We start from the raw sequence: 25,475 nt of genomic DNA, 5'->3' as shown, positions 1-25,475 counted from the left end.
CTTCAGGACATTCTGGCGGCCCGGTCCGCGAGCGTCACGGGTGGCAAGAGCGTCACGGATGCGGCTGAGTGGATGCCCCGGACAAGCCGGGGCATGACGAGGGGAGAGAGGTTGGGATGGTGGCTGGATTTCCAATCGTTTTCAGGAAGACCGCCCCATGAGCTTCCTCCTCGGCCGGCTGGGTCAGACCGTCCTCGTGCTGCTGGTGGCGAGCTTCGTCGCCTTCGCCCTGTTCCGCTATGTGGGCGATCCGGTGAACAACATGGTGGGGCAGGCGGCGAGCATGGCGGACCGCGAGGCGGTGCGCCGGGCGCTCGGGCTCGACGATCCCATGGTGGTGCAGTTCGCCCGCTTCATCGGCAACGCGCTTCGAGGCGACTTCGGCATCTCCTACCGGTTCGGCCAGCCGGTGGCGGCGCTGATCGGCGAGCGCTTCCCGGCGACGCTGGAGCTCTCCCTCATCTCCATGGTCATCGCCACCGGCCTCGGCGTGCCGCTCGGCGTGTGGACCGCGCTCCACCGGGGCAGCGTCCTCTCGCAGGTGCTGCTCGCCGTGTCGCTGGTGGGCGTGGCGCTGCCCACCTTCCTGATCGGCATCGCGCTGATCCTCATCTTCTCGGTCGGGCTCGGCTGGCTGCCCTCGTTCGGGCGCGGCGAGGTGGTGGCGCTGGGCGGCTGGACCACGGGCCTTCTCACGGTGAGCGGCCTCAAGGCGCTGGTGCTGCCTTCCGTGACGCTCGGCGTGTTCCAGCTCGCCCTCATCATGCGGCTCGCCCGCGCCGAGATGCTGGAGGTGATGCGCACCGACTTCATCCGCTTCGCCAAGGCGCGGGGCCTCAAGCCGCGGGCCATCGAGTATCGCCACGCGCTGCGCAACACGCTCCTGCCGGTCATCACCATCGTCGGGCTGCAGTTCGGCAACGTGTTCGCCTTCTCCATCATCGTCGAGACGGTGTTCCAGTGGCCCGGCCTCGGCCTGCTGGTGATCCAGGCGATCCAGTTCGCGGACGTGCCGCTGCTCGCCGGCTACCTGGTGCTGATCGCCTTGTGCTTCGCGGTCATCAACCTGGCGGTGGACCTCGCTTATGTGGCCATCGACCCGCGGGTGCGCGGCTCGCGGGCGGCGGGGCGGGCCACATGACCGCCGCCCGCGCGACGCTCGCGTCCTGGTGGGACGGCGACCTTCTCTACCGCTTCCGCCGCTCGCCGGTGGCGATCGTCTCGCTGCTCGTCGCGGTCCTGCTGTTCGCCGTGGCGCTGGGGGCGGACGCCATCGCGCCCTACGACGCCTTCGACCCCGCTGCGGCCAACGTGGTGGACGCCCGCCTGCCGCCCGGCAGCGCCGGCATGTATGGCGAGACCTATCTCCTGGGCACCGATCCGCAGGGCCGGGACATGCTCTCGGCCATGATCTACGGCCTGCGCACCTCGCTGATGGTGGGCCTTGCCAGCGTCGTCCTGGCGGCCCTCGTGGGCGTGCTGCTGGGGCTCGTCGCCGGCTATTTTGGCGGTGTGCTCGACGCCGTCATCATGCGCATCGCCGACGTGCAGCTCTCCTTTCCCGCCATCCTCATCGCCTTGCTGATCGACGGCGTGACGCGCACCGCGCTGCCGCGCGAGGTGCACGACGCGCTCGCCGTGCCGATCCTCGTCTTCGCCATCGCCGCCTCGTTCTGGGTGCAGTATGCGCGCACGGTGCGCGGCCTCGTCCTGGTGGAACGCAACCGCGAATACGTGCTGGCGGCGCGGGTGATCGGGGTCAGCACGCCGCGCATCCTGTTCACCCACATATTGCCCAACGTGCTGGGGCCGGTGCTGGTGATCGCCACCATCAACCTCGCGCTCGCCATCCTCACCGAGGCGACGCTGTCCTTCCTCGGCGTCGGCCTGCCCTCCACCCAGCCCTCGCTCGGCTCGCTGGTGCGGATCGGCAACGAGTTCGTGTTCTCCGGCGACTGGTGGATCAGCGCCGCACCCGGGGCGCTGCTGGTGCTCCTGTCCCTGTCGGTGAACATCTTCGGCGATTTCCTGCGCGACGCGCTCAACCCGAAGCTTGCCTCATGAACGCGCTGCTTCAGGTGGAGAACCTCCGCGTCGAGATCGCCGCCCGCAAAAGGCGTCTGGTCGCCATCGACGACGTGTCGTTCGAGATCGCCGCCGGCGAGGTGCTCGGCGTGGTGGGCGAATCCGGGGCCGGCAAGTCGGTCACGGGAACCGCCGTGCTCGGCCTTCTGGAAGCACCGGCGGTCCAGGCGGGCGGGCGCATCCTGTTCGACGGCCGGCGCATCGACACGCTAAGCGAGGAGGGGATGCGGGCGCTGCGCGGCAAGGAGATCGCCGCCGTGTTCCAGGACCCGCTGACCAGCCTCGACCCGCTGATGACCATCGGCGACCAGCTCACCGAGACCATGCTCACCCACCTGCCCATGACGCGCGCCGAGGGTGAGGCGCGGGCCGGCGAACTGCTGGCGGAAGTCGGCATCCCGGCGCCGCGCGAGCGCCTCCAGGCCTATCCGCACGAACTGTCGGGCGGCATGCGCCAGCGCGTGGTGCTGGCGCTCGCCTTCTGCTGCGCGCCGCGCCTCATCATTGCCGACGAGCCCACCACCGCGCTCGACGTGTCGATCCAGGCGCAGATCCTCGACCTGCTGCGCCGCATGTGCCGCGAGCGCGGCACCGCGGTGATGCTGGTGACGCACGACATGGGCGTGATCGCCGAGGTCGCCGACCGCGTGGCCGTCATGTATGCGGGGCGCGTCGCGGAGATCGGCCCGACGCGGCAGCTGATCGCGCACGCGGCCCATCCCTATACGCGCGGCCTCATGGCCTCGATCCCCTCCATGCGCCGGCGCGAAAAGGAGCTGACGCAGATCCCTGGCGCCATGCCGCGCCCGGATGCGCCGGTCGCCGGCTGCGCCTTCCATCCGCGCTGTCCGCAGGCCTTCGCGCGCTGCGCCGCCGAGCGGCCGCCGGCGTTCCCGGTGGGCGCCGCGCGGGTCGCCTGCTGGCTCGCCGATCCGGCGTTCGAGGGGGTGCCCGCATGAACGGCACCGACATCATCCTCTCGGTGGATCAGCTCACCGTGCGGTTCGACGCCTCGCCGCCGCTCCTGAAGCGGCTCGTCACCGGCGCCAAGCGGCGCACGGTGCACGCGGTGGAGGCGGTGGATTTCCAGGTGGAGCGCGGCTCCACCTTCGCGCTGGTGGGGGAGAGCGGGTGCGGCAAGTCCACCATCGCCCGCACCATCGCCGGCATCCAGGCGCCCACCAAAGGCGCGGTCTCGTTCATGGGCGTGAACGTCGCCGGCTTCAGGACCCGGCATGCGGCGCTGCCCTACCGCCGCAACCTGCAGATGATCTTCCAGGACCCCTACGCCAGCCTCAACCCGCGCTGGCGCATCGGCCGCATCATCGCCGAGCCGATCCTGACCCACCGGCTGATGACGCGCGGGGCGGCGCTCGATGCCCGCATCGCCGAACTGCTGGCGACGGTGGGCCTCTCGCCCAAGGATGCCCAGAAGTATCCGCACCAGTTCTCCGGCGGCCAGCGCCAGCGCATCTCCATTGCCCGCGCGCTCGCCGCGAACCCCGCCTTCGTGGTGTGCGACGAGCCGACCTCCGCGCTCGACGTGTCGGTGCAGGCGCAGATCCTGAACCTGATGAAGCAGCTCCAGCGCGAGCTGGGCCTCACCTTCCTCCTGATCTCGCACAACCTCGCCGTGGTGGCCCACATGGCGGACCGCTTGGGCGTGATGTATCTCGGCCGCCTCGTGGAGCAGGGGGACGCGGAGCAGATCCTCGCCCGCCCGCTTCATCCCTATACCCGCGCGCTGCTCGACACGGTGCCCGATCCCCATGCCCCGCACCGGCCGCGGGCGCGGCTTTCGGGCGAGGTGCCGAGCCCGCTCGCGCCGCCCTCCGGATGCGCCTTCCATCCGCGCTGCCCGCTCGCCGACGCGCGCTGCGCCGCGGAGCGGCCCGAGCCGATCCGCGTCGATGCCGTTTCCGTCGCCTGCCATGCGGTGGCGGAGGGACGCATCGACGCCGCGCAACCCGATCGCCCCAAAGACCAACAAAGCCTCGAACAGAGTGGAGACGCCGCGTGAAGACGACCATCGTCAATTGCCATGCTTTGCTCGGCGAGACGGCCACCCCGGCTCCCGGCCCGGTCGACATCGAGATCGACGGCCGGCTGATCGCCGACATCCGTCCCGCCGGCGCCCGCGCCCCCGAGGGCGAGGTGATCGACGGGCGCCGCATGCTGGTGGCGGCCGGCCTCATCAACGGCCACCACCACAGCCACGAGGGCTTCTACAAGGGCCGCAAGGACAACCTGCCGCTCGAACTGTGGATGAACTATGTGCGGCCGCTGAAGCCGATCGAGTTCTCGGCGCGCGACATCTATCTGCGCACCATGATCGGCGCCATCGAGGCGGTCCGGAGCGGCACCACCACGATCAGCGACGACACCAACCAGAGCCCGCGCATCCGCCCCGAGCACGTGGAGCAGGTGTTCCAGGCCTATGAGGATATCGGCATCCGCGCGAATGTGGGCATCACCCTGTTCGACAAGCCGTTCTTCCGCGCCGTGCCGTTCGTGGACGAGGAATTCCCGAAGGAGCTGCTCGCCGAACTCGACGGCACGCCCATGTATTCGGGCGCCGAGCTTCTCGACTTCGTCACCGGCCTGGCGCGCACGCGCCATCCGTCCACCAACCGCGTCTCCTACATCGCCGCGCCCTCGGCGCCGCAGCGCTGCACGGAAGACTTCCTGATGGCGGTGCGCCGGATGGCGGACGATTACGACCTGCCGCTGATGATCCACGTGCAGGAGACGCGGATGCAGGTGGTGACGGGCCAATTGTTCTACGGCTCCACCATGATCGAGTATCTCGACCGCATCGGGTTCATGAAGCCGAAGACCGCCTTCATCCACGGCATCTGGCTGAACCCGCGCGAGATCGAGATCATGGCGCGCACCGGCGTCACCATCCAGCACAACCCGCCCTCGAACCTGAAGGTCGGCTCGGGCCTCGCGCCCATCCGCGCGCTGCTCAAGGCGGGCGTGAACGTGAGCATGGGCACGGACGGCTGCGGCTCCATCGAGGGCACCGACATGCAGAATGCGCTCTACCTTTCGGCGCTGCTGCAGAAGCTGCGCGGCGACCACACCGAATGGGTGGGGGCGGACGAGGCGTTCCATGCCGCCACCATGGGCGGCGCCCGCGCGCTCGGCCGCGAGAAGGAGCTGGGCGCGGTGGAGGTCGGCCGCATCGCCGACCTCGTGGGCTACAAGCTCGATTCCATCCCCTTCACGCCGCTCAACAACCCGCTGCAACAGCTGGTCTATTCCGCCTCGCGCGCCGAAGTCGACCTCGTCATGGTGGACGGCGCGGTGATCGAGAAGGACGGCAAGCTCACGCGCATCGACGAGGCGGCGATCCTCGACGAGATCGCCGAGGCGCACGCCCGCATCGCGCCGCTGCTCACCGAATCCGAAAAGGATGTGGAGCGCATCTCCCCGCACTACGAGCGCATCTTCCGGCGCTGCCAGTGCATGGAGATCGCCGCCGACACCTTCCCCGCGCGCTTGAGCCACTGAGATCGGGAAGCCGTGCCGGGCCCTCGCACCGTCGACACCGTCCCGCTCCCTCCGCAGGGGGAGGGGAGCGCGCCAGATAGGCCGAGGCGGCGCGTCCGCCTGAGCGTTCCGGCGCGCGCGCCCGTCTTCACCCGAAACCGCACCCTTGCAGGAGCCAATCCCCCATGACCCGTCCCGCGGATTTCCACGTGCGCGCCATCGACGTGCTGCACGATGTCAACGAGGCCGCCTGGCGCGAGAGCGACCCCGAGGAGGGCGTGCGCCATTTCACCAATGCCACCCGTGGGCTGCTCGGCGATCCCGATGCGCCGATGAAGCCGGGCGCGCTGAAGCCGGGAGAGACGCAGTTCATCGTCTCGGCCTGCTTCTTCATCGCCCCGAGCCGCGACCACATGATCGTGTTCGCCGACAATTTCGGCCTCGGCCGCGCCCGCATCTCGGTCACCGACAGCCGTCCCGGCCACACGGTGCAGACCAAGCAGGCGGCGGTGGTGAAGAACACCGACGAGGATGCGATCTTCCGCCAGATCATCAAGACCGGCCGCGTCGGCTGCTCGGTCTATGTGCCGGTGATGTGGAAGGGCGAGGTGGTGGGCATGTTCAACACCGCCTCGCAGGCGCGCTACATGTTCGACGAAACCGACATGAAGGTGCAGAAGCTGTTCGCCGCCTGCGCCGTGGCGGTGTGGATGGGCCTCGGCGGCCCGGACAAGGTGGCTGCGGTCGCAAAGGAGCTTGGCCCCTGGCCGGGCTGAAGGCTGCCTACCCGGTTTGCCGCATCTTTCCGACCGGGGCGGGATGGAAGCATTCTCCATCCTGGCCTACCTTGCGCGCGCGGAACGGGCGCGTGCCGCTCCGAGGTCAAGGCGCCCGCGATGTGATCCGCGCCAGACCTGGAGCGGTGAATCGCCCTCTGAATTATTGGCTGAGACCGCGTCATCCGGTCAGCTTGCGGCGCAGGCTGACCGGCGCGTGCTCGAACGAGCGCCAGGACCCGAGCGTGACCGAACCCCAAGCATCCGCCGTCGACCTCTTCCCCGACGCACCGGACCTCGCCCGCCGCGTCGCCTTCATCCTGGAGATCGACAAGCTCAAGCAGGTGCTCCGCCGCACCCTTCTGCTGGATGCCTCGCGGGTCGAGAACGACGCGGAGCACAGCTGGCACATGGCCACCATGGCGCTGGTGCTGCACCCCTATGCGGAGCCGGGGACGGATCTGCTCACGGTGCTCAAGATGCTGCTGGTCCACGACATCGTCGAGATCGATGCCGGCGACACCTACGTCTACGACGCCGCGGCGTCGCAGACCCAGGCGGAGCGCGAGGAGCGCGCGGCGGAACGGCTGTTCGGTCTTCTGCCGGAACCCCATGCGCACGATCTCAGGGAGGTGTGGCGCGCCTTCGAGCGGCGCGACACCCGGGAGGCGCGCTTCGCGCGCGCCATCGACCGGCTTCAGCCGCTGCTCCACAGCTATCACACCGAGGGCCGGGTCTGGCGGCAGAACGCCGTCGCCGCCGCCGATGTCCGGCGCGCCATGGCCATTATCGGCGATAGCTCGCCCCGGCTCGCGACGCTGGCGGAGGACATGATCTCCGACGCCGAGCGGCGCGGGCTGCTGAGATAGATCCCCGGAAAGCCGGGGCCTCCCGGCTCAGCGGCGCAGCAGGCGGCCGATCCACCAGCGCAGCATCTTCAGCGCATCCATGGGGCCGGTCGCGGCGGCGGACAGGTCTCCGGCCAGCCTGCGGTCGAGATTGTCCGCGAACTGGCCCACCATGTAGGCGGTGAAGTCGCTGACGATCGCGGGACGCGAGAACTGCGCCAGCATGCCTTGGAGCGTGAAGGCGAGCTCCACGCGCAGCCGCGTGGCGCCGGGCTCGGCCGCTGCAGCGGCGAAGGCCATTCGCCCGGCGATGCGCGAGCCGGACAGGGAGTCCCGTCCGCCGCCTTCCACCGTGCCGCGATGGGCGGCGGCGTCCCGCTGATAGGTGGCGGCGCCTTCGAAGCGCGCCCGGATGGGCCCCATGCGCACCTGGACCACGCCTTCGAGGGCATCGCCCTCCTGGCGCGTGATCTCGGCGCCCGGCAGACAGGCCGCCACCGCGGCCGGATCGGCGAGCGCCGACCACACCGCATCGAGCGGATGGCGGATGATGATCTCCTGGTCCACGCGGAAGCCGGCCCCCTCGCGGGACACCACGGCGGGCGTGCGCGCGGCTGAAGGCGCGGCAGCAGGCGCGGGGGCCGCCTGGACCGGCGGGCGCGGCGTGCGGGCGACGGGCTCCGGCACGGCCGGCACGGCGCCGGCGCGCGGCGCGCCACCCTGGGGATGGCGCGCCGCAACCTCGGCGATGGCGCGGACGATGCCGGCATAGCCGGTGCAACGGCACAGATTGCCGGAAAGCTCCTCGCGGATGCGTGCCTCGTCGACCGCGCCGAGGCGCCGGACGATGTCCTGCGCGGTCACCAGCATGCCGGGCGTGCAGAAGCCGCACTGGAGCGCGTGATGCCGGGAGAACGCCGTTCGCAGGTCCGCGACGATGGCATCGTCGGCGAAGCCTTCGACCGTTTCCACCGCGCGGTCATCCGCCTGAACCGCATAGGTCAGGCAGCCGCGCACGGGCGCGCCATCCAGAAGCACGGTACAGGCGCCGCACACCCCGTGCTCGCAGCCCAGATGGGTGCCCGTGAGCCCGCACGCGTCGCGCAGGAAGTCGGCGAGGCTGGTGCGGGGCTCGACGTCGGCGGCGCGGTGCACGTCGTTCACGCGCAGGCGGATCGTGTGGGTCATGGCATGAGGGCCTGTGCAAGGGCGCGCCCGAGGGCGCCGCTCAGGATGCGTCGCTCGAAGGCATCGAGTTCCGGCAGGGCGGATGCGAGGGCTGCGGCGATGTCCTGCGGCGAGGGTTGCCCGTCGGCGGCGACCTGATCGGCGAGGCCGGGCAGCAGCACGGGCTGCCCCTCGGGCCGGCCGAGCGCGATGCGGCAGACGCCGCGCGGGCGATCGACGATCACCGCCGCCGCGGCATCGGCGAACTTGCCCAACTTGCGGGCGAGCTTGGCATGGCCGAAGCGCGCGCCAGCCGACAGGCTGGGAAAGGTGAAGCCGAGCACCATCTCGCTCTCGCCGAGGGCCGGCGTGAAGGCGGCGATGACGAATTGCGGGAGGGCGATCCGCCGTTCACCTGTGCTGCGGGCCACGATCACATCCGCGCCGAGGGCCGTCAGAGCCAGGAGCCAGTCGGCCGCCGGGTCGGCATGCGCGATGCTGCCGCCGATGGTGCCGCGGTTTCGCACCGCGCGGTAGGCGATGGTGCGTGCCACATGGGGCATGAATCCCGCGCTGCCGTCCGCCACCATTCGATCCTCGATCATGGCGTGGGTGATCCCGGCGCCGACGAAGCTCTCGTCCGCTCCGGCGTCGGCCTGAAACAGTTCCGGCAGGCCGCCGATATCCACCAGCAGCGATGGCCGCGCAAGGCGCAGGTTCAGCATCGGCCCCAGCGACTGGCCGCCGGCGATGAGCTTGGCGCCCGGCTCGGAGGCCAGGCGCGCGAGGGCGTCCTCCACGGAGCGGGGGCGGACATAGTCGAAGCGGGCGGGCTTCACGGCGCCCGCTCCCGCGGGGCCGGAACCGGAGGCGTCGCGCCCGGCTGGGCGGCTTCCCACGCGGCGATCGCTGCGAACAGGCGTCGCGGGGTGAGCGGCGTCGCCGACACTTCGACACCGGCCGAGGCGAGCGCGTCGTTGACGGCATTGAAGATGGCCGCGGGCGGCGGGATCGCCCCGCCTTCGCCGACGCCCTTGATGCCGAAGCGCGTGTTGGGGGAGGGGATCTCCAGGTGGCGGAGGCGGATGGGGGGCATCTCGGCGGCGCCGGGCATCAGGTAGTCGGCAAGGGTCGAGGCGAGCGGCTGGCCGGCGCCGTCGAAGGGCATCTCTTCAAGCAGCGCCGTGCCGATGCCCTGGGCCGCGCCGCCATAGGTCTGGCCTTCGACGATCAGCGGGTTCACGCGGGTTCCGCAATCCTCGACGATCACATAGTCCTCGATGGCGAGGGTCGCGGTCGCCGGGTCGATGGCGACCACAACGCCATGGGTGCCGTAGCTGTATTGTCCGGTGTCCGTCTTGGGGCGGAACATGCCGGTCACTTCCAGGCTTTCCAGGCTCATCTGCGGCGTCAGCAGCTCCGGCTTCAGGTACCAGATGCGCGCCACCTCGCTCACCGCGATGTCGCCCGACGGGCCGCGGAACAGGCCGGCCGACAGTTCGACCTGCTCGGGCGCGCACTGCAGCAGGTGCGCTGCCGCCTTGGCGAGGCGCCGGGCCAGCTGGTCGCAGGCCTCGGCCACGGCGCCGCCCGCCATGGTGATGGAGCGCGAGGCATAGGTCCCGGTGGAGAAGGGGGTCAGCTCCGTATCGCCGTGGACCACCGCGATCCGGGCCACGTCGATGCCCAGCACCTCGTGGGCGATCTGCGCCAGCGAGGTCTCCATGCCCTGGCCGTGGGACTGCACGCCGACGCGTACCTCCAGGCCGCCGTCGGGGGTCAAGCGCACCGCCGCCGGCTCGGCGCCGGGGACGAAGGGCAGGCCGGCGAGGGCAAAGGCACGGGTGCCGTGCGCCGTCATCTCGATGAAGTTCGCGAAGCCGACGCCGACCAGCGGCTCGCCGGCCTGCCGCGCCGCCTGGCGCCGGCGAACCGCACCGACGTCGATCTCGCCGAGCGCCATATCGAGGCTGCCGGCATAGTTGCCGATGTCGTAGACGGCGCCGCCGGGGCTGGTGAACGGCATCGCCTCGGCGGCGATCAGATTTTCTCGCCGGACCTGCCACGGCTCCCGGCCGACCGCGCGGGCGACCGCGTCCAGGGTCAGTTCCATGGCGAAGCAGATGCCGGTCCTGGCAACCCCGCGATAGGGGACGATGGAGGGCTTGTTGGTCGCCACCGTCCAGGTGCGCGCGCGATAGGCGCGGAAGGCATAGGGCCCGGGCAGCTGGCGCGCCGCCATGGTGCCCTCAAGGCATGCCGTGAAAGGCCAGACCGAGTAGGCGCCGGCATCCACGGTGATGTCCGCATCGATGCCGAGCAGCCGGCCCTGCGTGTCCGCGTATGCGGTGACCTCGTAGACGTGCTCGCGGCAATTGGCGCCGGAGGTCAGGTGCTCGCGCCGATCCTCGGTCCAGCGGAACGGGGCGCGGAAGGTCAGGGCCAGCCAGGCGAGGCACAGCTCTTCGGCCTGGAGCACGCATTTGTAGCCGAAGCCGCCTCCCACGTCGGGCGCCACCACCCGCACCTCCCGCTGGTCGAGGCCCAGGTGCTCGGCGATGGCGGTGCGGATCATGTGCGGCACCTGGGTCGAGGTGTAGACCACCAGCTGCCCCTTGAGATCGTCCCAATAGGCGAGCACCGCCTTGCCTTCGAGCGGGTTCATGACCTGCCGGGCCATGTGGTAGCTGCGCGTCACCTTGACCGGCGCCGTTCGCGCGACCTCGTCGATGCCGGTATCGAGGGCGGTGGTGAGGACGAGGTGGCTGCCCCATTCGTCGTGAAGGAACGGGCCGGCACCGTCGTCGCGCGCCGCCCGCGCATCCACCACGGCGGGGAGGGGGTCGATGTCGAGCGTGACCTGTTCGGCAAGGTCCTCGGCCTCGGCACGGCCGGAGGCCACGCACATGGCGACCGGCTCGCCCACGAAGCGCACCTTCCCGCAGGCGAGGGGGTGCTGGTCGGAGCCGTTGAAGGTGGGCAGCTGGATCGTGGAGCGGATCGGCTTCACCCGGGCGAGATCGGCGCGCGTGAACACCTCGCCCTCGGCGCCCGCCGGCTTGCCGACGGCGCGAATCAGCCCGTGGGCCACGGGGCTGCGCAGGAAGGCCACCTCCTTCAGCCCCGCCATCTTCATGTCGGCGATGAAGCGGCCGCGGCCGTGGAGGTGGCGCGCATCCTCCTTTCGCAGGACGCGCGCGCCGATGCCCTGGCCGGTCTTTGCCTCGGCGTTCATGCCGTCACCTCACTCAAATTGCCGCATCGACGTATCTGGCCGGCCGGTATCCGGCCGACCGGTACATCCTCTATCGCCCGAGATATGAGGCCAGAACCTCCGGATTGCCGATCAGGTCCGGGGCGGAACCGGAATAGGCGATCTCGCCGTCCTTCAGCACATAGGCGCCGCTCGCCACCGCGGCCGCGACCCCCACATTCTGCTCGACGATGAGAATGGTCAGGCCGCGGGTCCGGTTCAGGTCCCGTATGGTCTCGACCATGCCCTCGACCACGATGGGCGACAGGCCCACCGAGGGCTCGTCCATGAGCAGCAGGCGCGGGCGGCCCATGAGCGCGCGGGCGATCGCCACCTGCTGCTGCTCGCCGCCCGAAAGGGCGCCGGCCAGGCGGTCCCGCTTCTCCCGGAGGCGCGGGAACAGGGCATACATTTCCTGGAGGTCGCCGGCGATCTCGCCGGCCGGACGGGTCGCCGCGCCGATCTCCAGATTCTCCCGCACCGTCATCGACGCGAACACCTCGCGCCCCTGGGGCACCTGGATGAGGCCGGCACGCACCATCTGGTCGCACGGCCGGCCGGCGAGATCCTGGCCGAGCAACCGGATCGACCCCTTGCGCGGCTTCACCAGCCCACAGAGGGTGTTGATGATGGTGGTCTTGCCCGAGCCGTTGCCGCCGAGGAGGGCAAAGATCTCGCCCTGGGGCACGGTGAACGAGACGTCGCGCAGGACTTCCGTTATGCCGTAGAAGACGTTGAGATGTTCGACCTGAAGCATCAGTGCCCGCTCCCCTGCGCGCCGAGATATGCGGTCACCACCTCCTGGTTCTCCCGCACCTCGTCGGCGGAGCCCTCGGCGATCTTGCGGCCGGAATTCATGACCACGATGTGGTCGGACACGCCCATCACCAGGCGGATCACATGCTCGATCATGACGATGGTCACGCCGCGTTCGTCGCGGATGCGCCGCAGCAGCGCATCGAGCTCCGCGACCCGGTTGACGGAGAGGCCGACGGCCGGCTCGTCCAGCAGGACGACCTCGGGCGCATCGATGAGGGTCCTGGCGATTTCCACGATGCGCTGCTGGCCGAACGACAGGGCGTTGCCGGGCCGGTCCGCGAAATGGGCGAAGCCCACATAATCGAGCGCCGCCATGGCGCGCTCGCGCATCTCTTCCTCCTCGCGCCGCATGCGCGGCGTGCGCAGCGCGCAGGCGAACAGCCCCGCATGGCTGCCGAGATGCAGCCCGGCCATCATGTTTTCCAGCACCGTCATGCTTGGGAAGAGCTGGGAGGCCTGGAACGTGCGCCTCAGCCCCAGCCCGGCGATGCGGTTGGGCTTCTGGCCGGTAACGTCCGCCCCCTTGAGAAGGACCCGGCCCTGGAGCGGCACGGACAGCCCGCTTGCGACATTGAGCAGGCTGGTCTTGCCGGCGCCGTTGGGGCCGATGATGCCGATGATCTTGCCCTTGGGAAAGGCCACCGACACGTCGCTGAGCGCATAGACGCCGCCGAAGGCGAGCGACACGTTCGACAGTTCGAGGGCGATGCTCATGGCGCTTTGCTCCGCGGCGCGGGCGATGCGTGCAGCGTTTCGTTCCACGAGGGCAGGAAGCGTCGGATGAACACCACGAGGCCGCCTTTCGCGAACAGCACGAACACGAGCAGGAGGCCGCCGAACACGATCTCGACCGACATCTTCGTCGCCTTGGTGAATTCCAGCACGACGACGATGAGCACGCCGCCGATGACCGAGCCCGCGAGCGAGCCGATCCCGCCCAGAACCACCGCCACCAGTTGCAGGATCATCTGGTGCAGGTCGAAGCTCTCCGGGCCGACGAACCGCAGCGTTCCCGCGAACAGGCCGCCGGCGATGCCGGCGAACAGGCTGGAGAGGCCGAACGCGGCCGCCTTGTAGCGCAGGAGATCGATGCCGAGGGACTGGGCGCTGATCTCATTGTCGCTCAGCGCCACGAAGGCGCGGCCGATGCGCGAGCGCACGATGTTGCGCGCCAGCACCACCAGCAATGCGCAGACGGCCCAGGCCAGATAGTACATGCCCATGTCGGGCGAAATCGGCAGGGGGGCGAACGACACCGCGGGAATGGTGAAGCCGCCGGCGCCGAACGTCACCGGGGTCCAGTGCACCATCACCCAGAGCGCGCACTGCGCGAAAGCGAGCGTCGCAAGCGCGAGATAGATGCCGGAAAGGCGCAGGGCCGGGAACACCAGCGCGAGGCCGATGGAGACCGCCAGCATCGCTCCGAGCGGCAGGCACAGCCAGAACGGCAGGCCGAAATGCTTCATCAGCAGGGCCGTCCCGTAGGCGCCGATGCCGAAGATGGCGGCATTGGCGAACACCAGCTGGCCGGCATGGCCCATGACCAGATTGAGCCCCACCGTGACGATGACATGGATCATCATCAGGTTGAGGATGTAGCTGTAGTACTCGTTGGCTCCCAGAAGGGGGGCGGCGAACAGGAGCGCGAACAGCGCGATTCCCGCCGCCATCGGCGAGGTCAGGCGAAGCAGCATCACACGCGCCTCCGCGCCGCGGTTCCGAACAGTCCGTTGGGAATGAAGATCATCACCAGGAAGATGAGGATGAAGGCCGCGACCTCCTGAAGTCCGGTGGCGATGTAGTTGGCCGAGAGCTGCTCCGTGACGCCGAGCAGGAAGCCTCCGACGATGGCGCCCGGAATGCTGCCCAGGCCACCCAGCGCAGCGGCGGCGAAGCCCTTGACGAACAGGCTGAAGCCCACGTCCGGATAAAGCAGGGTGAGCGGCGCCATGAGGGTGGCTGCCGCTCCGGCGATGGCCGCGCCCACGGCGAAGGTAAGCATGAACACGCGGTCCACCCGCAGGCCCACAAGCCGGGCCGCCTTGGTGTTGTCCGCGGTGGCCTGCATGAACTTGCCCGCCCGGGTGAAGCGGAAGAACAGCCAGAAGCCGATCATGACCGCGATGGCGGCGCCCAGCACGATGAGCTGCTGCGACATGATCATGAAACCGAAGATGTCCACCGGGGTCGGCGAGACCAGCGGCGGGAAGGAAAGATAGTCGCCTCTCCCGCCCCACAGATCGCGCGCGATCCCCTTGAGCACGAAGGACAGGCCGACCATCGCCAGCAGGATCGCGTTCTGGTTGCCGGTGGAGGCAAGCGGCCGGAACGTGGTCTGATAGGTGATGATGCCGAGCACGAACGTGCCGGCGACCGCGGCAGCGAATGCGACCAGGAACGGCAGCCCGAACATCACATGGGCGGTCCACGCCAGGAAGCCGCCGATCATGAACATCTCGCCGTGGGCGAAATTGACCACGCCCGTGGCGCGGAAGACGACGACGACGCCGATCGCCACGAGCGCGTAGAGAGCGCCCGTGGTCAATCCCGTCGCCATGAGATAGCCAAAGATCATCATGTCCTGCGTCTTCATGCTCGGGCGCCGGCCGCTGCCGGCCGGCGCCACGCCCGATCAGTCGAGGGTAACGAGCTTATCGTCCTTCCAGGCGAACCACCCAGGCGTACGGTTGCACTGGTGGTCGGTCGGGGCGTTGCAGGTGATGGGACCGAAATAGGCGTCGGACTTGAAGTTTTTCAGTTGGCCCAGCGCGGCCAGGAACTTGTCGCGCGTCAGGTCGCGCCCGGCGAGCTTGAGCGCCTCCACGAACACCTGCGCGCTGCCCAGACCATACATGTTGAAGGGCGAGATTTCGTCGTTGGGGAAGCGTGCCTTCAGCCGATCGTTCCACGCAGCGATGGCGGGGTCGGAGGGGTCGAACTTGGTGGAGGTGATGGAGGCGAAGTTCTTCAGCGCACCCGGCATGCCCACCTGGGCGTTGAACGCCTTCAGATCGTTGATGGTGGACTGGCCGATCCAGATCGGATCGAAGGCGAGCTTGGTGGCGTCGCGCACCATGATCGCCGCCGGCTTCGGATAGAGCAGCAGGATCACCGCGTCGGCGCCGGCCGCCTTGAGCTGAAGCGCCTGGGGGGTGGCGTCCGATGCATCCGGCGAGAGTTCGAGATTGGCGACGAGCTTGATGCCCTTTTCGTCGAGATACTTCATCAGGGGCGTGTAGCGCGACATGCCCCAGGCGTCCTTCATCGCCACCACGGCGATCTTCTTGGCGCCGCGGGCGATGGCGAAGTCGACCTGCGCGCGGCTCTCCACCGAGGCGGTGATCTGCGAAGTGAAGATGTTCCTCGCGACCGGCGTCGTGATCGCGTCGGACGTGGCCGAATTGAGAATGAACGGCACGCCCGCCTTCTCGATCTCGGCGCGGGCGGCCAGGGTGGAGTTGGAGCAGGCGCCGCCGATCAGAGCGAACACCTTCTCATCATAGACCAGCTTCTTGACGGCGGCGATGGCGCCTTCGGCGCGGCAGCTGTCGTCCTCGCGGATCAGCACCAGCTTGCGGCCGTTGATGCCGCCTTCGGCATTCACCTTGTCGAACACCACCTCGATGCCGTTCATGGCGATCTTGCCGAACAGATAGGCGGGGCCGCCGAACGGGCCGAACGCCCCGACCTTCACCTCGGTGTCGGTGATGCCCTGGGTCTGTGCATCCTGGGCCTGGGCGCTGGCGGACCAGGCGAAGAGCGCGGCCGGCAGCAATAGCGTGTGAAGCAACCTCTTCATCTTGCGTCCCTTCTGGCTTTCAATTTCTGGATTCTGGCTTTTTTCTTTGGCGGGAGGCCCAGCTTGCGAGCCGTCCCGTGTGCTTGCTCGGGCAGATGCGGCATGGCTGGATCGAGGGCGGCAAGCACGATCGGAGGCGCTCGCCTGCACAGAAGTCAGCCATGTTCGGCCCTCGCTTTATATGCTCGCATGCTAGCGATTTTATCACTTGCGTACAAGCGTATTTTGAAGATCCGCGATTTCGATAAAATTCTTTATTCAGAACGGATCATGCGGGAAATCCTGCTCACGTATCGTCACATATTTTCAGCCGCATAACGTCAGCATCTCAGTCCGAAATAGACTTGCGTGCAAGTGTTTTTACGACTAGCGTGCGTGCCAATTTAGAGGGTGCGAAACATGCAGGTGATCACCGACGACAATGTCCGCCTCCACGTGGAGGATGTGGGCTCCGGTTCGCCCGTCGTGTTCGTTCACGAGTTCGCGGGGGACCATCGCTCGTTCGAGCCGCAGATGCGCTTCTTCTCGCGCGCCCATCGGTGCGTCACCTTCGCCGCGCGCGGCTACCTGCCCTCCGATGTGCCGGAGGATCCCGCCGCCTATGGCCAGGATCGCGCCCGTGCCGACGTGATCGCGGTGATGGATGGGCTCGGCATCGACCGCGCCCACGTGGTGGGGCACTCCATGGGGGCCTATACGGCGCTTCACGTGGGTCTTTTCCATCCCGAGCGCTGCCTTTCGGTCGCCGCCCTCGGCTGCGGATGGGGCTCCAACCCGGCGGAGCGTGACGCCTCCATCATCGCCTGCGAGGCGATCGCCGACATGTTCCGCAGCGAGCCCATCGCCGAGGCGGCTGCCAAGTACGCCCGCGCGCCCATGCGCCTCACCTTCGAGGCGAAGGATCCGCGCGGATTCGCCGAGTTCGAGCGCATGCTCGCCGAGCATTCCGGGCTCGGCTCGGCGCTGACCATGCTCAACCTGCAGATCAAGCGCCCGACCCTGTGGGAGCTCGAAGCCGATCTGAAGGCGTTCGAGCCGCCGCTTCTGGTGATCGTCGGCGATGAGGATTTCCCCTGCATCGAGGGGAGTGTCTTCCTCAAGCGCGTGGTGCCCACCGCTGGCCTGCTGATGCTGCCGCGTGCCGGTCACACCATCACCAGCGAGGAGCCGGCGGCGGTGAATGCGGCGCTCGGCGAGCTGTTCGCCGCCGCCGAGGCGGGCACCTGGATGAGCCATCGCAATCGCGGGGGCGGCGCATGAGCGGCGCGGTCCACGTCGAGTTCCCCTCGGGACCGTCGCTGGCGGTGCTGCGGCTCGACAATCCCGGTCGGCGCAACGCGGTGAGTGCTGCGATGTGGCGCGAGGTCGGGGCCTTCGCGGAGCAGGTTCCGAACCATCCGGACGTGCGCGTGGTCATGCTGCGCGGCACCGGCGGCGTGTTCTCGGCGGGGGCGGACATTTCGGGCTTCGCCGCCGCCCGCTCCGGCGCTGCCGATGCGGTGGCCTATGACGACCTGGTGGAGTTCACCTGCCGGGCGGTGGAGGCCATCCCCCAGCCGACCGTCGCCCTCGTCGAGGGTCCCTGCATCGGCGCCGGCGCCTCGCTGGCGGCGAGCTGCGACCTCAGGGTGGCCAGCGAGGGCGCCCACTTCGCCGTCCCGGCCGCGCGGCTCGGGCTGGGCTATGATCCGCGCGGCGTCGCCCGCTTTCTCAAGGTTTTCGGACCCGCCGTCGGCGATCTGCTGCTGACCGCCGAGCGCCTTGCGGCGGCGCGCGCCTTTGCGCTCGGCGCCGTGCATCGCCTTCTGCCGGCCGAGGCGGTGGAGGCGGCGGCGTTCGCTCTCGCCCTCCGCCTCGCGGAAAATGCGCCGCTTACCCTCGCGGCGGCCAAGCTCACCTTGCGGGCGCTGCGCGCGCAGGACGGGGCGATGCTGGAGGCGGCCACCGCCCTCTGCGCCCGCGCCGACGCCAGCGCCGACTATGCGGAAGGCCGCGCCGCCTTCGCGGAAAAGCGCCACCCGCGCTTCACCGGCGCCTGACCATGGACGGCAACCTCGTTCATGCGCTCTACGCGCCGCGGGCCGCTGCCTCAGAGGCGCTTCGCTTCGCCGGCGGCGAGGTCTGGTCGACCGATGCGCTGCGGCGCAAGGTCGGCCAGGTGGCGCGGGCGCTCAAGGCATCGGGCGTCGCGCCGGGCGACAGGGTGTCCTTCAAGCTGGAGAAGTCGCCGGAGGTGCTGGTGCTGGCCCATGCCTGCTTCCAGCTCGGAGCGGTGATCCATCCTCTGAACACCACCTATACGCCGGCTGAGATTACCTATCTGGTTGCCGATGCCGCGCCGCGCCTTCTGGTTGCGTCCGCTGCCGAGGCCGATGAACTCGGCGCACTCACGGGGATCCGCACCGCCAGCCTGGAGGCCGGCATGGGCGGCGCGCTGGGTGCTGCGGCGGCATCGGCCGATCCGCTCTGCGACGTGCACCCCCTCGGCACGGACGCCGTCGCGGCGATCCTGTACACGTCGGGAACCACCGGGCGGCCCAAGGGCGCCTGCATCACCCACGGCAATCTCGCCGAAAGCGCCCGCGCGCTCGCCGAGGTCTGGCGCATGACGCCCGGCGACCGGCTGCTGCACGCTTTGCCGCTCTATCACGCCCACGGCCTGCTCACCTCGGTGAACACCGCGCTGGTCGCAGGCGCATCGATCCTGCTCCTGGAGCGCTTCGAGGCCGCCGAGGTGGTGGCGGCGCTGCCGGATGCGAGCGTGATCATGGGCGTGCCGACCCATTATGCGCGTCTGCTGAGCGAGGCGGGGATCGCCACCGCGACGCGCGGGCTGAGGCTCGCCATCAGCGGCTCGGCGCCGCTGCCCCTCGAACTCGCCGATCGCTTCCTGGCGGCCACCGGCGTGCGGATCATCGAGCGCTACGGCGCCACGGAGACCGCGATCGTCACCGCGCTGCCTGCCGGCACCGAGGACCGCGCCGGCTTCGTCGGATGGGCGCTGCCTGGAGTGGAGATCCGCACCCGCGCGGACGATGGGACAACGGCGTCCCAAGACGCCGTCGGCGGACTTGAGACGCGCGGCCACAATGTCTTCGCCGGCTATTGGCGGCGCCCGGAGGCGGACGCCGACGCCTTCACCGCGGACGGCTGGTTCATCACCGGCGATGTGGCCGAGATCGACGCCGGCGGCTGCGTTCGTCTGCTCGGCCGCAGCAAGGACATCGTCATTACCGGTGGCCTCAACGTCTACCCGAAGGAAGTGGAGGACGTGCTCGACGGCATTCTCGGGGCGGGGGAATCCTGCGTTTTCGGGGTGCCTCACCCCGACTTCGGCGAGGCGGTGGTGGCCGTGGTGGAGGGCGCCGTCGTCGACGAGCCGGAGCTTCAGCGCGCGATGAAGCTGACGCTCGCCGCCTACAAGGTGCCGAAGCGCATCCTTCCCGTCACCGCCATTCCCCGCAACCGCATGGGCAAGGTGCTGAAGCGCGACCTGCGCACGGCCCATGGCGACCTGTTTACCGACCCCAAGCAACAAACGAAGTGAGGATGAAATGGACCTTGAGCTTACCGGCAAGACCGCGCTGGTGACGGGCGGCAGCGAAGGCATCGGCAAGGCCATCGCCTGGGGCCTGGCGAAGGAGGGCGTCGATGTCGCCATCTGCAGCCGCCGTCTCGACAAGCTGGAAGCGGCGGCCAAGGAGATCTCCGACGCCACCGGGCGCAAGGTGATCCCGATTGCCGCCGACCTCACCAAGGATGCCGACGCCAAGGCCTTCGTCACCAAGGGTCACGAGGCCCTCGGCCGGATCGACATCCTGGTGAACAATGCGGGCTCCGCGCCTGGTGGCGTGCTGGAGCACCTGAGCGAGGACGACTGGGCGCAGGCCCTCCAGCTGAAGTTCATGGGCTATGTGCGCTGCATGCGCTACGCGCTTCCCCTGATGGTGAAGCAGGGCGGCGGCCGGGTGGTGAACCTGATCGGCAATGACGGCCGCAAGCCCTCCTACTGGGAGATCGCCCCCGGCGCCGCCAATGCCGCCGGATACAATCTCACGCTCTCGCTCGCCGGCCAGTACGGCAAGCACGGCATCAGCCTGGTGGCGGTCAATCCCGGCCCGGTGCGCACCGAGCGCTGGTCGGGTCTGGTGAACGCGATGGCGCGCGACATGAAGCTCTCCTACGAGGAGGCCGACCGGCTCGCCCCGGCCTCGATCCCCATGGGCCGCATCGCCGAGACCAAGGAAGTGGCGGACCTCGTGGTGATGCTCGCCTCGCCGCTGATGCACTATCTCAACGGCACCATGATCGAGATCGACGGCGGCCAGGAGAAGGCCCTCATGGACCGCCTGCGGGACCAGTGAGCGAATGACGGCGATGGCGCTCGGCGCCATCGCCGCGATTCCCAATCCAATGGATACGTCCGGCGAGACGGGGCTTGATCCCTTCGGCGCTTTCCTCTCGCGGCATGCCGGCACGGCGGGCCGCGGGCCGCTTGCGCACGTGCGCCTGTGCGTGAAGGACAATATCGCGGTGGCGGGCGAGCCCTTCACCGCCGGCCATCCGGTCTTCGCGGGGCGGCGCGCGGCGGAGACCGCTCCGGCGGTCCAGCGGCTGCTCGATGCAGGCGCCGCGTTCGTCGGCATGACGCGCACCGATGCCGGCGGCTTCGGCATGACCACGCCGGGCGTCGCCAATCCCGTGGAAGCCGGCCGGAGCGTCGGCGGCTCCTCGGGCGGGGCGGCGGCGGCGGTGGCGGCGGGGCTGGCCGATCTCGGCCTCGGAACGGACACCGGCGGCAGCATTCGCGTTCCCGCCGCCGCCACGGGACTTTTCGGGTTCAAGCCGAGCCGGGGCTCGGTGCCGCTGGAGGGTGTGTGGCCGCTCGCTCCCTCCTTCGACCATGTGGGCCTCCTCGCACGCGATCTCGATCTGATCCGTGCTGCGGTGCCGATCCTTCTCGCCGATTCCGCTGCAGGCGCGGCAAGCCCTGACCGCTTGCGTCTCGCGGTGGAGGAACGGATGCCGGATCTCATCGATCCCGGCATCCGTTCCGCATTCGAGCGCGTGGTCGAGGCCCTCGGCGCCGCAGGTCACGACATCGTCCGGTTCGATCTGCCGGACCGGCTGGCGTCCGCCGCGGCATTCGGCGCCGTGGTGGTGGCGGAAGCCGCGCCCCTGTACTTGGGCATGCCGGCGGACGGCCTCGGAGAAGCAGCCGCCCGCGCGCTGCGCGGTGCCGCATCGGCCGACGTGGCCGCCGCGCGCACCCGTCTCGCCGCCGCCGCGCGCCGCTATGACGCCTGCCTCGCGGACAGTGACGCCTTGCTCTCGCCGACCCTGTTCGCGCCGATGCCAGCCCGCGGCGTGCACCACATCGAGACGGGCGGTCGGCGCTGGCCGCTCCTGGCAGCCACCTTGAGTGCCACCGCGTTCGCCAACGTGCTCGGCGCTCCCTCATTGGCGATGCCGCTTCCCGCATGTCCGGGGATCGGCCTGCCGCTGGGCGCCGCACCCTTCAGCCTTCATCTCACCGGGCGTCCCGGTCATGACCTCGCGCTGCTCGGCATGGCCGAGCGCATCCGCGCGGGCCTCTCCAACATGGCAATGTAAATGTCGGACAAGTCGAAAATCCCCGGTCGCCGTGCAAAGTCGCTTCTTCCGCGGCAGGGCGGATATGCTAGGAATGCCGCTGAGCGCCGGCTTCAGGTTCTTGGCGCCGTGCCACGCAACCGATCCGAAAACAGCATGATGCCGCGCCGCGCGAAGGACAGTAGCCCCGCCTCCAAGGCACGGGCCTACCAGATCGACGACCAGATCGGCTTCATCCTGCGCCTGGCGTTCCAGTTCCACACCGCCATCTTCACCGATCGCATGGTGGCGAACCTGACCCAGACCCAGTTCGCAGCGATGGCGAAGATCAGGGAGATGGGCTCCTGTTCGCAGAGCGACCTGGTGCGTCTCATCGGCCTCGATTCGGCGACCATCAACGGCGTGATCAGCCGGATGAAGGCGCGCGGCTTCATCGCCGTCTCCGAGGATCCGTCGGACCGCCGCCGCCAGTTCCTGGAATTGACGCGCAAGGGCGCAGAAGTGATGGCGAAGGCGGAAACCGTCGGCGTCGAGATCACCGCCGAGACGTTGGCCGCCCTCACGCCGACGGAGCGGACCCGCTTGATCCGCCTGCTGCGCAAGATGACGGGCGCCGAGAGAGCGATCCGATCAAATTGAATCGTCTGGTCGTGTTCTGAGGCGCCCGGGGCCCGTCACCCCCCGCTGCGATGCGCCCCGTTGGTGCGCGCAGCCGCAGGCCGGTGCTCGATCCAGGCGCCGAGCGCCGGGGAGAGGCCGGTGGCGGGCTTCGGGCCGGGACGGGCGAAGCGGCCGGCGGCGGCCGGGCGGGGCTTGAGCCGCGCCAGTACCTGCGCCTGGCCCACGGCGGCGCTGAGCGGGTCGATCAGCGGCACCGGCACGCGGTCCGCCACCCGCTGGGCGAGGCCCGTGAGAGGCGCCCCGGCGAGGATCACCACGTCCGCCTTGTCCTCCGCCACCGCCCGGCGCGTGGTCTCCACCAGTTCGGCCTCCAGTTCGTGCTGCACGTCGGCCACCGAGCGGAAGCCGGCTTCCGGCACGCGGATGGACGCGCAGCGCGCCTGCATGCCGCTGAGCGCCACCGCGTCCTCGTACCAGGGGGTGAGGGCGGGCGAGAAGGTGACGATGGAGAATTTCGGCCCCAGCATGCAGGCGGTGAGCATCGCCGCCTCCGCCATGGCGACCACCGGCAGGTCGAACAGTTCGCGCGCCGCGATCAGGCCGGGATCGCCGAAGGCGGCGAGCACCACTGCGTCCATGCCGTCCTGGTGGGCGGCGATCATCTCCAGCGTGAGCGCGCCGGCGACCACCGCCTCGGCGCGGCTGGCGATGTAGGGCAGGCCCTGCGTCGCGGTGAGGGCGACCAGTTCCACGTCCGGCGCCAGCACCGGGCCGGCGGTCGCAACCATGCGCTCGGTCATGTCGGCCGAAGTGTTGGGATTGATGAGCAGGATGCGCATGTCGTCAGTTCCCGCGCGCACGCTGCCAGAGCGCGGCGATGGCGGCCTCGGCGTCGCGCCGGATGTCGCTTTCGTTGACCTTGGTGGGGGCGCCGGCCTCCACCACCACCTCGCCGTCCACCGCCACCAGCTCCACGTCGCGCCCGTGGGCCACATGGACGAGGTTGCCGAGCACGTTGGTGCGGGGCGTGAGGTGGACGCGGCGGAAGTCGAAGGCGACGAAGTCCGCCTTCTTGCCGAGCGCGATGGAGCCGATCTCGGTCTCCAGGCCCATGGCGCGGGCGCCGGCCATGGTGGCCATCTCGAACACGGTCGAGGGCTGCCAGTCGTCCGTCACTGCGCCCATCTGGATGCGGCCGACTGCCAGCGCCCAGCGCATCACCTCCACCATGTCGGCGTGCATGTTGTCGGTGCCCAGCGTGAGCTTGGCGCCGGCCGCGCGCAGCTTCTGGGTGGGAGCGATGGTGGCGCCGGTGGCGTTGCCCTTGGCGATGTGCGCCACATGGATGCCGGCGCGGCCGATGCGGGCGATGTCGTCCTCGCTCACATGGATGCAGTGGGCCGCCAGCAGGCGGTCGTTGAGCAGGCCCAGCTCCTCCAGCAGTTCCGGCGGGCTCTTGCCGTCGCGCGCGCGGATGCGGGCCACCTCCACCTTGCTCTGCGACAGGTGGGTGGTGACGCGCAGCCCGGTCTCCTCGGCGGCGCGCGCGATGCGCTTCAGGAACGGCGTCGAGCAGGTGTCCGGCGCATGGGCGGCGAGCTGCACGCCGATGCGGCCACCGCTCTTGCCCTCGTAGCGGGCGGCAAGCTCCAGCGCATCGTTCAGCTTCTCGTCGCCGATGGCGTCCACATGCTCCCAGCGGCCCACCGAGACGCCGGAGAAGTCGACATCGTGGATGCGCCCGCACGACCAGACCCTGAGCCCGACCTCGGCCATTGCGGGCGTCACCACGTCCGCATGGACGAAGGTGTCGTTGATGAGGGTGGAGCCGAACAGGAGCGCCTCCAGCGCCCCGAGGCGCGCGATGGCATAGGCCTCGTCCGGCGTCACCATGTGGCCCTGGGGGATGCCGGGCGTATAGGCCGGCGCGAAGCCGAGGTCCTCCGCCACCCCGCGCACCATGGAAAGGTTGGCGTGGGTGTGGATGTTCAGGAATCCGGGCGTCACCACCCGTCCTGTGAGGTCGATGCGCCGGTGGGCGGCAGGAGCGGGCGCGTCGGCGCGCGCCTCTTCGATGAGCGCGAAGCGGCCGTCCTTCACGCCGATCCAGGCCTTCTCGATTTCGGGCCGGGCCGGATCGCCGGTCAGGACGCTCGCGCCGGTGACGAGGAGATCGAGCGCGGGTTGGTTGGTCTCGGTCATGACGCTCACCGGTTCAGCACATGGGCGAGGAAGCGCTGGGTCTTCTCCTCGCGCGGGGCGGAGAACACTGCCTCGGGCAGGCCCTCCTCGACGATCTCGCCATCGGCCATGAAGATCAGGTGGTCGGCGACGCGCCGGGCGAAGCTCATCTCGTGGGTGACGACCACCATGGTCATGCCCTCGCGGGCGAGCTCGGCCATCACGTCCAGCACCTCGTGCACCAGTTCCGGATCGAGCGCGGAGGTGGGCTCGTCGAACAGGATCAGGCGCGGCTCCATGGCGAGCGCGCGGGCGATGGCGACGCGCTGCTGCTGGCCGCCGGAAAGCTGGGACGGGCGCTTGTCCATGTGGTCGGCGAGGCTGACGCGGGTGAGCTGCACCGCGGCGCGCGCCTCGGCCTCCTTGCGGGACAGGCCGAGCACCTTCGCCGGCCCGATGGCGACATTCTCCAGCGCCGTGAGGTGCGGGAACAGGTTGAAGCGCTGGAACACGAAGCCGAACTTGCGGCGCTGGCGCGCCATGTCGGCCTCGGGCAGGGCGCGCCACTTCGCCCCCTCGCCCATATAGGCGCCGCCGATCGGCTCGCCGAGCAGTTCGATGGTGCCGCCGTCGGGCGTCTCCAGATGATTGAGGCAGCGCAGCACCGTGGTCTTGCCCGACCCGGACGGCCCGATCAGCACCAAAGTCTGGCCGGCCATGAGGTCGAACGAGATGCCCTTGAGGATTTCCCGGTTGCCGAAGGACTTCCTCAGGTCGCGCACGGCGAGCAGCGGCTTCAGGCCGCGCGGCACGGGGGTGGGAGCGATGGAGGTCATGGC

At 69.5% G+C, this 25,475-nt stretch carries 24 protein-coding genes; 13 read left to right on the top strand and 11 right to left on the bottom strand.

Going from position 1 to position 25,475, the window contains the following annotated elements; all coding sequences use genetic code 11:
- The first annotated feature begins 157 nt into the window (after window positions 1–157).
- From D9R14_RS11520 to D9R14_RS11490, 7 genes are all read left to right on the top strand, one after another.
- Window positions 158–1,141 carry an ABC transporter permease gene (locus tag D9R14_RS11520; protein WP_121623482.1) on the top strand — a complete coding sequence of 328 codons (984 nt, stop codon included), beginning with the start codon at window positions 158–160 and terminating at the stop codon, window positions 1,139–1,141.
- The gene (locus D9R14_RS11515; RefSeq protein WP_121623481.1) at window positions 1,138–2,064 is read left to right on the top strand and encodes an ABC transporter permease; all 927 of its coding nucleotides are present in this window, start codon (window positions 1,138–1,140) and stop codon (window positions 2,062–2,064) included. The genes D9R14_RS11520 and D9R14_RS11515 overlap by 4 nt, the downstream gene beginning before the upstream one ends.
- Window positions 2,061–3,044 carry an ABC transporter ATP-binding protein gene (locus tag D9R14_RS11510; protein ID WP_121623480.1) on the top strand — a complete coding sequence of 328 codons (984 nt, stop codon included), beginning with the start codon at window positions 2,061–2,063 and terminating at the stop codon, window positions 3,042–3,044. The genes D9R14_RS11515 and D9R14_RS11510 overlap by 4 nt, the downstream gene beginning before the upstream one ends.
- Window positions 3,041–4,105 carry an ABC transporter ATP-binding protein gene (locus tag D9R14_RS11505; RefSeq protein ID WP_121623479.1) on the top strand — a complete coding sequence of 355 codons (1,065 nt, stop codon included), beginning with the start codon at window positions 3,041–3,043 and terminating at the stop codon, window positions 4,103–4,105. Before D9R14_RS11510 ends, D9R14_RS11505 begins: the two co-directional genes overlap by 4 nt.
- Entirely contained in the window at window positions 4,102–5,601 is a 1,500-nt protein-coding gene (locus D9R14_RS11500) for an amidohydrolase family protein (protein ID WP_121623478.1), read from the top strand. Before D9R14_RS11505 ends, D9R14_RS11500 begins: the two co-directional genes overlap by 4 nt.
- A 164-nt stretch (window positions 5,602–5,765) precedes the next feature.
- On the top strand, window positions 5,766–6,356 hold the full coding sequence (locus D9R14_RS11495) for a GAF domain-containing protein (protein WP_121623477.1): 591 nt from the start codon (window positions 5,766–5,768) through the stop codon (window positions 6,354–6,356).
- Between the two features lie 245 nt (window positions 6,357–6,601).
- Window positions 6,602–7,225, top strand: coding sequence for an HD domain-containing protein (locus tag D9R14_RS11490; protein WP_121623585.1), 624 nt, complete (start codon window positions 6,602–6,604; stop codon window positions 7,223–7,225).
- A gap of 27 nt (window positions 7,226–7,252) precedes the next feature.
- On the opposite strand, the gene D9R14_RS11485 is transcribed toward D9R14_RS11490, so the two are convergent.
- From D9R14_RS11485 to D9R14_RS11450, 8 genes are all read right to left on the bottom strand, one after another.
- On the bottom strand, window positions 7,253–8,392 hold the full coding sequence (locus tag D9R14_RS11485; RefSeq protein ID WP_121623476.1) for a 2Fe-2S iron-sulfur cluster-binding protein: 1,140 nt from the start codon (window positions 8,390–8,392) through the stop codon (window positions 7,253–7,255).
- Entirely contained in the window at window positions 8,389–9,210 is an 822-nt protein-coding gene (locus D9R14_RS11480) for an FAD binding domain-containing protein (protein WP_170168584.1), read from the bottom strand. Before D9R14_RS11480 ends, D9R14_RS11485 begins: the two co-directional genes overlap by 4 nt.
- Window positions 9,207–11,606: a xanthine dehydrogenase family protein molybdopterin-binding subunit gene (locus D9R14_RS11475; RefSeq protein ID WP_121623474.1), complete on the bottom strand. Its 2,400-nt coding sequence runs from the start codon at window positions 11,604–11,606 to the stop codon at window positions 9,207–9,209. The genes D9R14_RS11480 and D9R14_RS11475 overlap by 4 nt, the downstream gene beginning before the upstream one ends.
- A 70-nt stretch (window positions 11,607–11,676) precedes the next feature.
- Window positions 11,677–12,381 carry an ABC transporter ATP-binding protein gene (locus D9R14_RS11470; RefSeq protein ID WP_184759436.1) on the bottom strand — a complete coding sequence of 235 codons (705 nt, stop codon included), beginning with the start codon at window positions 12,379–12,381 and terminating at the stop codon, window positions 11,677–11,679.
- Window positions 12,381–13,157 carry an ABC transporter ATP-binding protein gene (locus D9R14_RS11465; RefSeq protein ID WP_121623472.1) on the bottom strand — a complete coding sequence of 259 codons (777 nt, stop codon included), beginning with the start codon at window positions 13,155–13,157 and terminating at the stop codon, window positions 12,381–12,383. Before D9R14_RS11465 ends, D9R14_RS11470 begins: the two co-directional genes overlap by 1 nt.
- The gene (locus tag D9R14_RS11460) at window positions 13,154–14,137 is read right to left on the bottom strand and encodes a branched-chain amino acid ABC transporter permease (protein ID WP_121623471.1); all 984 of its coding nucleotides are present in this window, start codon (window positions 14,135–14,137) and stop codon (window positions 13,154–13,156) included. Before D9R14_RS11460 ends, D9R14_RS11465 begins: the two co-directional genes overlap by 4 nt.
- The gene (locus D9R14_RS11455) at window positions 14,137–15,036 is read right to left on the bottom strand and encodes a branched-chain amino acid ABC transporter permease (RefSeq protein ID WP_147453009.1); all 900 of its coding nucleotides are present in this window, start codon (window positions 15,034–15,036) and stop codon (window positions 14,137–14,139) included. The genes D9R14_RS11460 and D9R14_RS11455 overlap by 1 nt, the downstream gene beginning before the upstream one ends.
- Before the next feature lie 39 nt (window positions 15,037–15,075).
- Window positions 15,076–16,242 (bottom strand): ABC transporter substrate-binding protein, encoded by a 1,167-nt coding sequence (locus tag D9R14_RS11450; protein ID WP_121623469.1) that lies wholly within the window; start codon window positions 16,240–16,242, stop codon window positions 15,076–15,078.
- 399 nt (window positions 16,243–16,641) lie between these two features.
- Between D9R14_RS11450 and D9R14_RS11445 the strand changes: the two genes are divergently transcribed.
- Genes D9R14_RS11445 through D9R14_RS11420 form a run of 6 tightly spaced genes read left to right on the top strand, consistent with a single transcriptional unit; the run spans window position 16,642 to window position 22,473 of the window.
- Window positions 16,642–17,502 (top strand): alpha/beta fold hydrolase, encoded by an 861-nt coding sequence (locus D9R14_RS11445; protein WP_121623468.1) that lies wholly within the window; start codon window positions 16,642–16,644, stop codon window positions 17,500–17,502.
- Window positions 17,499–18,281 carry an enoyl-CoA hydratase-related protein gene (locus D9R14_RS11440; protein WP_121623467.1) on the top strand — a complete coding sequence of 261 codons (783 nt, stop codon included), beginning with the start codon at window positions 17,499–17,501 and terminating at the stop codon, window positions 18,279–18,281. Before D9R14_RS11445 ends, D9R14_RS11440 begins: the two co-directional genes overlap by 4 nt.
- A 2-nt stretch (window positions 18,282–18,283) precedes the next feature.
- Window positions 18,284–19,789 carry an AMP-binding protein gene (locus D9R14_RS11435; RefSeq protein WP_121623466.1) on the top strand — a complete coding sequence of 502 codons (1,506 nt, stop codon included), beginning with the start codon at window positions 18,284–18,286 and terminating at the stop codon, window positions 19,787–19,789.
- Window positions 19,790–19,796: 7 nt separating this feature from the next.
- Window positions 19,797–20,606, top strand: coding sequence for an SDR family NAD(P)-dependent oxidoreductase (locus tag D9R14_RS11430; protein ID WP_121623465.1), 810 nt, complete (start codon window positions 19,797–19,799; stop codon window positions 20,604–20,606).
- 4 nt (window positions 20,607–20,610) lie between these two features.
- Window positions 20,611–21,855: an amidase family protein gene (locus D9R14_RS11425; RefSeq protein WP_121623464.1), complete on the top strand. Its 1,245-nt coding sequence runs from the start codon at window positions 20,611–20,613 to the stop codon at window positions 21,853–21,855.
- Entirely contained in the window at window positions 21,856–22,473 is a 618-nt protein-coding gene (locus D9R14_RS11420; protein ID WP_245420751.1) for a MarR family winged helix-turn-helix transcriptional regulator, read from the top strand.
- Window positions 22,474–22,508: 35 nt separating this feature from the next.
- Here D9R14_RS11420 and D9R14_RS11415 read toward each other — a convergent pair whose 3' ends face one another.
- From D9R14_RS11415 to D9R14_RS11405, 3 genes are read right to left on the bottom strand one after another with little or no spacing between them, the layout of a single operon-like run.
- The gene (locus D9R14_RS11415) at window positions 22,509–23,294 is read right to left on the bottom strand and encodes an aspartate/glutamate racemase family protein (RefSeq protein ID WP_121623462.1); all 786 of its coding nucleotides are present in this window, start codon (window positions 23,292–23,294) and stop codon (window positions 22,509–22,511) included.
- A 4-nt stretch (window positions 23,295–23,298) separates the two neighbouring features.
- Complete coding sequence (locus D9R14_RS11410; protein WP_121623584.1) at window positions 23,299–24,657, bottom strand: amidohydrolase family protein; 1,359 nt, start codon at window positions 24,655–24,657, stop codon at window positions 23,299–23,301.
- A 5-nt stretch (window positions 24,658–24,662) separates the two neighbouring features.
- On the bottom strand, window positions 24,663–25,472 hold the full coding sequence (locus tag D9R14_RS11405; protein WP_121623583.1) for an amino acid ABC transporter ATP-binding protein: 810 nt from the start codon (window positions 25,470–25,472) through the stop codon (window positions 24,663–24,665).
- Window positions 25,473–25,475 lie beyond the last annotated feature (3 nt).

This window comes from Xanthobacter tagetidis (assembly GCF_003667445.1).
GTDB classification, from domain to species: domain Bacteria; phylum Pseudomonadota; class Alphaproteobacteria; order Rhizobiales; family Xanthobacteraceae; genus Xanthobacter; species Xanthobacter tagetidis.
This window is presented reverse-complemented; position numbering and strand designations above follow the sequence as displayed.

Excerpts from the sequence above, each read along its gene's own strand:
- D9R14_RS11520 (WP_121623482.1), top strand. The coding sequence starts at position 158 with ATGAGCTTCCTCCTCGGCCGGCTGGGTCAGACCGTCCTCGTGCTGCTG.
- D9R14_RS11515 (WP_121623481.1), top strand. The coding sequence starts at position 1,138 with ATGACCGCCGCCCGCGCGACGCTCGCGTCCTGGTGGGACGGCGACCTT.
- D9R14_RS11510 (WP_121623480.1), top strand. The coding sequence starts at position 2,061 with ATGAACGCGCTGCTTCAGGTGGAGAACCTCCGCGTCGAGATCGCCGCC.
- D9R14_RS11505 (WP_121623479.1), top strand. The coding sequence starts at position 3,041 with ATGAACGGCACCGACATCATCCTCTCGGTGGATCAGCTCACCGTGCGG.
- D9R14_RS11495 (WP_121623477.1), top strand. The coding sequence starts at position 5,766 with ATGACCCGTCCCGCGGATTTCCACGTGCGCGCCATCGACGTGCTGCAC.
- D9R14_RS11485 (WP_121623476.1), bottom strand. The coding sequence starts at position 8,392 with ATGACCCACACGATCCGCCTGCGCGTGAACGACGTGCACCGCGCCGCC.
- D9R14_RS11475 (WP_121623474.1), bottom strand. The coding sequence starts at position 11,606 with ATGAACGCCGAGGCAAAGACCGGCCAGGGCATCGGCGCGCGCGTCCTG.
- D9R14_RS11470 (WP_184759436.1), bottom strand. The coding sequence starts at position 12,381 with ATGCTTCAGGTCGAACATCTCAACGTCTTCTACGGCATAACGGAAGTC.
- D9R14_RS11465 (WP_121623472.1), bottom strand. The coding sequence starts at position 13,157 with ATGAGCATCGCCCTCGAACTGTCGAACGTGTCGCTCGCCTTCGGCGGC.
- D9R14_RS11460 (WP_121623471.1), bottom strand. The coding sequence starts at position 14,137 with ATGCTGCTTCGCCTGACCTCGCCGATGGCGGCGGGAATCGCGCTGTTC.
- D9R14_RS11455 (WP_147453009.1), bottom strand. The coding sequence starts at position 15,036 with ATGAAGACGCAGGACATGATGATCTTTGGCTATCTCATGGCGACGGGA.
- D9R14_RS11450 (WP_121623469.1), bottom strand. The coding sequence starts at position 16,242 with ATGAAGAGGTTGCTTCACACGCTATTGCTGCCGGCCGCGCTCTTCGCC.
- D9R14_RS11445 (WP_121623468.1), top strand. The coding sequence starts at position 16,642 with ATGCAGGTGATCACCGACGACAATGTCCGCCTCCACGTGGAGGATGTG.
- D9R14_RS11440 (WP_121623467.1), top strand. The coding sequence starts at position 17,499 with ATGAGCGGCGCGGTCCACGTCGAGTTCCCCTCGGGACCGTCGCTGGCG.
- D9R14_RS11435 (WP_121623466.1), top strand. The coding sequence starts at position 18,284 with ATGGACGGCAACCTCGTTCATGCGCTCTACGCGCCGCGGGCCGCTGCC.
- D9R14_RS11430 (WP_121623465.1), top strand. The coding sequence starts at position 19,797 with ATGGACCTTGAGCTTACCGGCAAGACCGCGCTGGTGACGGGCGGCAGC.
- D9R14_RS11425 (WP_121623464.1), top strand. The coding sequence starts at position 20,611 with ATGACGGCGATGGCGCTCGGCGCCATCGCCGCGATTCCCAATCCAATG.
- D9R14_RS11420 (WP_245420751.1), top strand. The coding sequence starts at position 21,856 with ATGTCGGACAAGTCGAAAATCCCCGGTCGCCGTGCAAAGTCGCTTCTT.
- D9R14_RS11415 (WP_121623462.1), bottom strand. The coding sequence starts at position 23,294 with ATGCGCATCCTGCTCATCAATCCCAACACTTCGGCCGACATGACCGAG.
- D9R14_RS11410 (WP_121623584.1), bottom strand. The coding sequence starts at position 24,657 with ATGACCGAGACCAACCAACCCGCGCTCGATCTCCTCGTCACCGGCGCG.
- D9R14_RS11405 (WP_121623583.1), bottom strand. The coding sequence starts at position 25,472 with ATGACCTCCATCGCTCCCACCCCCGTGCCGCGCGGCCTGAAGCCGCTG.